This is a genomic window from Mycobacterium sp. TH-M15, assembly GCF_057473705.1.
Map to the genome: position 1 here is coordinate 1 of NZ_JBYCLB010000413.1, position 6,136 is coordinate 6,136.

Here is a 6,136-nt window from a genome sequence, read left to right on the forward strand (position 1 = left end):
GCGGTGACCACGATCGAGGCCGTCATCGCGAGCGCGACGGGCGCCATGCTCGGGGGCGTGGTGTCCATCGCGATCATCGGGGTCGTGGCGCGGGCCGCGCTTGTCGATGTGGGAGCTGTTGTCCCGCTGATCTTCCCGGCGACCGACGCGACCGGGTACGCGATCCTCGCCGTCTTGTCGGCGGTTCTGGCGGCGGTCGGTCCGGCGTGGCAGACCACCCGGGCCGGGCTGGCGGCGCAGTTGCGCGACGAGTAGCGGGCCCCTCAGAAACGGTAGGTCGTGCAACCGACCTGGAGTCCGGAGCCCACACTGACGATCAGCCCGACGTCGCCGGCCTTGACCAACTCGTGCTGCCAGGCATGCTGCAAGCCCTGGGGGACCGACGACGAAAACGGGTCGCTGTCGGTAACCGGAACGACGAAAAGCGAACTCGCGATACCCAATCGGGCGGCCAAGTCCTCGCGCTCGGACGGCGACAGATGCGGGGGGAACACCGCGGCGATATCGGACGGGTCGATCCCCTCGAGCTTGAGCAATTCGCCCACCGCGTTGGTGATGATGTCCAGATAGTGCGTGGACAACTCCGGGTCGCGGTCGATCTCGAGCCAGGTGCGGCCGTCTTCGTGGCGGGTGAAGGTGGTGAGCGCCTCGGCGTATTCGGGGTAGTGGCGGAACACGAACCGGCCGAACCCCTTGTCGCCGTCGGTCGGTGACAGGATCACCGCCGACCCCGTCTCGCTCAGGCCGTAGCCGGGGTGGCTGGCGCTGCCGGCGTTGTTCTCGGTCTCCGAGGCAACGACCATGGCGTGCAGGGTTTTTCCGGCGCCGATCATCTGGACGGCCACCTGGCAGGCGTTGAGGAATCCGACCGCGCCGTTGAACACGTCGAAGGCGAGCGTCTTGGCGCCGTCCGGGGATCGGATGTCGTCGTTGATCCCGAGCTCACCGGCAACCAGTGCGGCGATGGCCGGCTCGCTGATGAACTCATCCCGATAGACGCCGGCGTGGATGACCAGGCCGAGCCGGTCGCGGTCCAGGCCGGTCCGATCGAGGCACGCTGCGGAGGCCCGGGTTGCCAATTCCACCGAGCCGCACGACCCGGGGCGGCCGGCCGGGATGGTGCCGACGCCCGCGATGCCGACCGCCGGGGGCGGGGCCGGCGCCAGCTTCGCGGCGTCGCGCGGCGCCTGCAGGCCGTGCTGGTCGTCGGAACCGCGGCGCAGTCGGTCGGGCAGGTCGTCGAAGGTGTACAGCGCGGCGCCCACGGTCTGACCCGAGGCGCTGATGCCGAACACGACGTTGTCGCCGGACCTGATCCGGTTGCTCAGGATATGGTCTTTGAGAGCAATGAAATGCGTTGTGCTGGCAGTATTTCCACGCTCGGCCAAGTTGTAGATGGTGTTGCCCGGGTTGGCGGATCCCTCGCCGAACATCCGATTCACCGCGCCGACCGCGTCGTTGATCGACGATTCCGACGTCTGGTGCATCACGATGTGATCGCAGTGCTCCGGACGCCATCCGTGGCGTCGCATCACGCCGGCGACGTAGGGCACCGCGGCCTGCACCGCGATCGCGGTCGCCGCGATCGAGTCGACCGTCATGATCGCACCACCCGCTGGCCCGCCGGTGGCTTTCGCGATGCACATGGGGGCGTATCGACTCAGCGTGGCGATGTCGATGTCGTGGAAGCCGGCGCGGTTGTTGGGGCCGCGTTCCAGAATCACCGCGGCGCCGGCATCCCCGACCGTCAGACACGCGAGTCGCGGATCCATCGGCCCTTCGATTTCGCGTTGCGCGGTCTCGCTGATGTGGGTGATGTACTCGCCGCTGACCACCATCGCGCGCCCGATAAGCCCGGTCTGCAGAAAGGCGTCGGCAATCGCTATCCCGGTGAACATTCCCGCGCACGCGTTGGTGATGTCGAAGGCCACGGCGTTGTCCAGGCCGCACTGATCCCGCAGTCGCGCAGCGGTGCTGGGCTCGAACACGAATTTCTGGTCGGGCCCGTCGCAGCGGGAAATGCTGCACGAGATCAGCAGGTCGATCTCCGCCGGCCGATAGCTCGACCGGGACAAGCAGTCGGCCACCGCTTGGCGGGCCAGGTCGATGGAGAATTCACCATCGGCCACCATCCGGCGGTTCTTGATCCCGGTCAGCTTCTCCAGCGGTATCCCGATGTCGTTGGCACACCCGGCCAGCAGGTCGGCGGTCGAGACCACCGTGAAAGGCAAATAGGTGCCGATGCTTTCGATCACCGTGTTGCGGGTCGGCGGACTAACCGCCGGCAGCGGCCGCGCTTCGGTGTCCACGCTGATGTCGGCTGACGCGGCGGGCGCCGCCTGAGCGGGACTGCTTTCCGCCGCGGCCCCGAACTCCGTGGCCAGTTCGGCGATGGTGCCGAACAAGAAGACCGACTCCGGCTTGAGCGGCAGGCCGGCCGCCTGTGCGCGGACCGCGACCTCCAGGCTGTGCGTCGATGCCCCGCCGAGCGCGAAGAAGTCGTCGTGGACGCCGATCCGTTCGACGCCGAGCACCCTGCGCCAAATCTCGGCCAGCACCTGCTCGGTTCGGTTGCGCGGCGCGACGAACTCCCGCTCGCGCTGCACCGCGCCCGAGCCGGTGGCGACCAGAGCGCGCCGGTCGACCTTCCCGCCCGAGGTGCGCGGCAACTCGCCGGTCACGACGAAGTGGGCCGGCAGCATGGCCGCCGGAAGCCACTCGAGCAGGAAACGCCGTAGCTGCGGGGTGGTCGGCCCGGGCTCGGTCGCCGAAGTGATGTGCGCAGTCAACTGAGTGTGGCCGCGTTCGTCGGTCGCGGCGACCACCACGGCCTCACTCACGCCGGGATGCCTGCTCAACGCGACCTCGACCTCGCCTGGCTCGATCCGGACACCGCGGATTTCCACCTGACCGTCCAGGCGGCCCAGGTAATCGATGTTGCCGTCAGCCCGATAGCGGGCCAAATCGCCTGTGCGGTAGAGCATCCCGCCCCGACGGAACGGATCGGCGACGAACCGGGTGGCCGTCGCCTCGGGTTGACCGGCATAGCCGGAGCCCACGCCCACTCCGCCGATATACAGTTCGCCGGGCACGCCTACCGGCACCGGTTGGAGATGGCCGTCGAGCAGATGTACCTGGACGTTGGCGATCGGCCGCCCGATCGGAACCGCTGCGCCGGGCGCGCCGCGCCTACAGTGCGCATAGGTGGCGGTGACGGCCGCCTCGGCGGGCCCGTACTCATTCCACAATTCGACGTCGACGGTGTTCAGGAAGCGCTGAGCGAGGTCGTTGGGCAAGGCCTCGCCGCCGCACGTCACCCGCCGCAGTGCGGTGCAGTCTCGCAGACCGGGCTCGCGGAGCCACGACTGCAGCATGGATGGCACGACGTGCACGATCTGGGTGATCCGCTGTGCGGCAATGGTGTCGACGAGGTAGGCGGCGTCGCGATGTCCGTCGGGTCTGGCGATCACCAGCCGCGCGCCGACGATCAACGGCAAGAAAATCTCCGCCAGCGACGCGTCGAAGGTCACCGGGGTGTGGTGCAGCACCCGGTCGCGGGCGTCGAGTCGGTAGTTCGCCTGCATCCAGAGCAGCAGGTTGGCCAGGCCGCCGTGGGTGTTGAGTACCCGTTTGGGGACCCCGGTGGAGCCCGAGGTGTGGACGACGTAGGCGAGTCCGTCCGGCCGCGTGACCGGGCGCGACGCGCGGGTGCCGGTTTCCGGTGACGCGATCGGCAGCTCCAGGCAGAGACGGTGACCGTCGAAGTCCTTGAGTAGCGGCAGGTTTCGCTGGTGGGTGATGACCAGCGGGGAGCCGGAGTCAGCCGCCATCGCGGCGATGCGGTTGGCGGGCTGCCCCGGGTCCAGCGGCATGAACGCCGCGCCGGACTTCGCCACCCCGAGTAGCGCCACCACCAGGTCTTCGCCGCGGTCCAGCAGCACCACGACGATACTTTCCGGGCCCACGCCGAGGCTTTGCAGCCGGCCCGCCAAATCATCTGCGCGCCGGTCGAGTTCGGCGTAGGTCAGCTCGTGGTCACCGAATGCCACTGCGATCGCCGACGGCTGGCGCCGCGCCGCCGCGGTCACCATGGCGGGCAACGAGTCCGGGGCCTCGTAGCGGACGTCGGTCTCGTTCCACGTCGCCTGCCGTGAGATTTCCGCGTCGGTGCGGATCGGCAGCGTCGACAGGCGGCGGTCTGGACCGGCGGCGATGCCGCCGAGCAACGTGGTGAAGTGCTCGGCCATCCGCTCGATCGTCGCATCGTCGAACAGGTCGGTGTTGTACTGCAGGACGCACAGCAGTTCGCCGTCCTGTTCGCCCATCAGCAGCATCAAGTCCAGCGGTGCACCACCCTGCCCGATGTGGGTCGTGGTGAAATCCAGCGTCGCCGGGCCGGCGGCCGTGCCCTCTTGGAAGCGGCGGGTCTGCTCCCACGCGAACGAGACCTGGAACAGCGGTGTGTGGCTGAGGTCACGGGCCGGATCCAGCCTTTCGACGAGTAGCGTGAACGGAAAGTCCTGGTGCTCAAGTGCTTCCAGGACAGTGGTTTTGACTCGGCCCAGCAGCGACGTGAAGGTCGGGTCACCGCTCACGTCGGGTCGCAGCACCACCGGGTTGGCGATGTAGCCGACCACGCTGGCCAGCCCCGGGTGGTCGCGACATCCGAACGGCGAGCCGATCAGCAGATCTTCCTGCCCGCTGTAGCGGTGCAGCAGCGCGGCGTAGGCCGCGAACAACGTCATATACGGGGTGGCGCCGGCGTCGCGGCCCACCTCCTTGAGCCGGGCGGTCAGCGCCCGGTCGACGGTGAAGCGGTGCACCGCACCGCGGTACGTCTGTACCGCGCCCCGCGGCCGGTCGACGGGCAACCGGAGCAGCGGTGTGTCCCCGGCCAGCTGACGGCTCCAATACCGCCAGTGCCGGTCGCCCTCAGCTCCCTGGATGGCCCGGGTGTGATCGCGCGCGTAGTCGACATAGCGCATCGGTGGTGGTGGCGGCGGCGGTGCGCCGTGCTCGGCGGCATACAGCTGCCGGAGCTCGTCGAGGATCAGGTCGATCGACCACATGTCCACGGCGATGTGATGCAGCGTCAGCACCAGCAGGTGCTCGCCCGGACCCTGTGCGATCAGGTGGAACCGCACCACCGGTCCGGTGCGCAGGTCGAAGGGGCGATCGGCTTCCCGTCGCAGCCATCGTTGCGTCTCTTCGGGATTCAACTCGAGCTGGTCGACGCGCACCCGCAGCCGAGGGTGGACCAGCTGAACTGGCCGGCCGTCGCGCGTGGTGTAGGTGGTCCGCAGGATGTCATGCCGGTCGACCAGCGCCTGGGCCGCGGCCTCGAGTGCGGCCACGTTGAGCTGGCCGCGGATCTGTCCGGCGTAGCTGATCGTGTAGGCGGGGCTGCCGGGCGCGAGCTGGTAGAGGAACCACAGCGACCGCTGACCATAGGAGAGGGGATATGCCGACGCCGAGGCTTCCGCCTTCTCCATCAGCAGGCGTGCCAGCAGTACCCGCTTTTCGTCGGCGGACAGGCCCGCGAGCTCATCCGTCATCTTGCCCCTCCCTTGTTGCGAGAACGTCGCGCAACAGCGCGTCGACGTCGTCGTCGGAAATGTCGGGAAGCCGGCCCAAAGCATCCAGCCATTTCGCGTCAGAGCCATTGGTGCCGTGAATGATTGGCGCATTGTCCGGCGCAGCGGGGGTGGGTTCGGCCGTGCTGCCGGACAATTGCCCGGCGAGCCATCCGGCCAGCCCGGTGAGGCTCATACCGTCCAGCAGTCGGACAACCGGCACCACGACCCCGCAGTCGCGGTCGATCTGAGCGCGCAATTCCACGGCGACCAGCGAGTCGACACCGAGTTGGTGCAGCGGCGATTCGACGTCCACCTGTGACGGCGCCAGACCGAGCTTTCCGGCCGCTTGTGCGCCCAGGTACGACTTGAGCAGTCGACGGCGTTCGGCGTCGTCGGCGCGCAGCACCGTGGCGCGCACGTTGTCAGGGCGCTCGTACGGGTCGCGGTCGGACGGCGTGCCGAGCAGGTCGGCGGTCAGCGAAGGGGTCATCCGCAGCACGGCGACCTGAGTGGCCGACGAGCGGAGCAGCTTCGCCAGCGTCCGCACACCGTCGGCCGCC

General features: G+C 68.6%; 2 protein-coding genes and 1 pseudogene. 1 reads left to right on the forward strand and 2 read right to left on the reverse strand.

The genetic code is table 11. The features are described from left to right. Positions 1-255 (forward strand): annotated as a pseudogene (locus AC2VNT_RS10060) (FtsX-like permease family protein); the annotation flags it as partial. 8 nt (positions 256-263) lie between these two features. Here AC2VNT_RS10060 and AC2VNT_RS10065 read toward each other — a convergent pair. Both AC2VNT_RS10065 and AC2VNT_RS10070 read right to left on the reverse strand, forming a co-directional pair. Further along, entirely contained in the window at positions 264-5,555 is a 5,292-nt protein-coding gene (locus AC2VNT_RS10065; protein ID WP_486946717.1) for an amino acid adenylation domain-containing protein, read from the reverse strand. Beyond that, positions 5,545-6,136, reverse strand: a 592-nt coding sequence (locus tag AC2VNT_RS10070) for an acyl carrier protein (RefSeq protein WP_486946718.1), incomplete at its 5' end; no start/stop codon positions are given. The genes AC2VNT_RS10065 and AC2VNT_RS10070, both read right to left, overlap by 11 nt.